The following is a 710-nucleotide window of genomic DNA, read 5'->3' as shown; positions in this document are numbered from 1 at the left end:
ATTGTGATTACGATGTTATGCGGCAAGTTGGTGATAGCGTTGGCTGCCCCTTAAGCGGGCGTTATGCAACAGAAAATAAGGAGTTAAAATTGGGACTATCATTAAAGAGATATACAGAGCTACCTTTTTTAATAGATATGTTGGTTACAAAAGAGATGGCTCTATTGAATCCAGAAACATGGGATGATAGGAATGACTCTTTCTATATAAAACAATATGCCAAAGTTAAAGGTTTAAAATCCACATATGCACTTTGTTTGACTGAAGCTTCTGAAACGTATCACCATTGGAAGATTTTCTCGAGTGGCACTAGTGGGATATATGTTGAGTTCAACAGAGATCAGCTTTTAACAAGTCTGGAAAACCAAACTGATTTACAAACCAAATCCGTTGAGTATAAAAAAATTACAGAACTTAGAGAGATAAATCCCGAAACTGATGAGTTTCCATTTTTGAAGCGAATAGTTTTTAAAGATGAACAAGAGTTTAGACTGTTTGTCGGTTCGGATACCGATCTTGGCCCGATACTACGCCTGAAATTTGATTTGGCGTCAATTAACCGTATTGTCCTGAGTCCATGGCTGCCACAATCAGTCGCTGACCATGTTAAATCAGTTATTAAGAATATTTCCGGTTGCTCAAACATAAAGGTGTATCGATCTACATTAGTAGAAAACGAAGACTGGAAGAGTTTTGCCGAAAGTGTCGCA

Annotated in this window: 1 protein-coding gene; it reads left to right on the top strand. The window is 37.6% G+C overall.

The window, feature by feature from the left end:
* A partial coding sequence (locus tag GOU96_RS17960; RefSeq protein WP_324702107.1) for a hypothetical protein occupies positions 1-710 on the top strand: 710 nt, incomplete at both ends.

Origin of the sequence: Vibrio sp. R-1 (assembly GCF_035615595.1) — a bacterium.
Classification (GTDB): domain Bacteria; phylum Pseudomonadota; class Gammaproteobacteria; order Enterobacterales; family Vibrionaceae; genus Vibrio; species Vibrio cholerae.
Note: the sequence above shows the minus strand (reverse complement) of the source record. Positions and strands in the feature narration are given on the sequence as shown.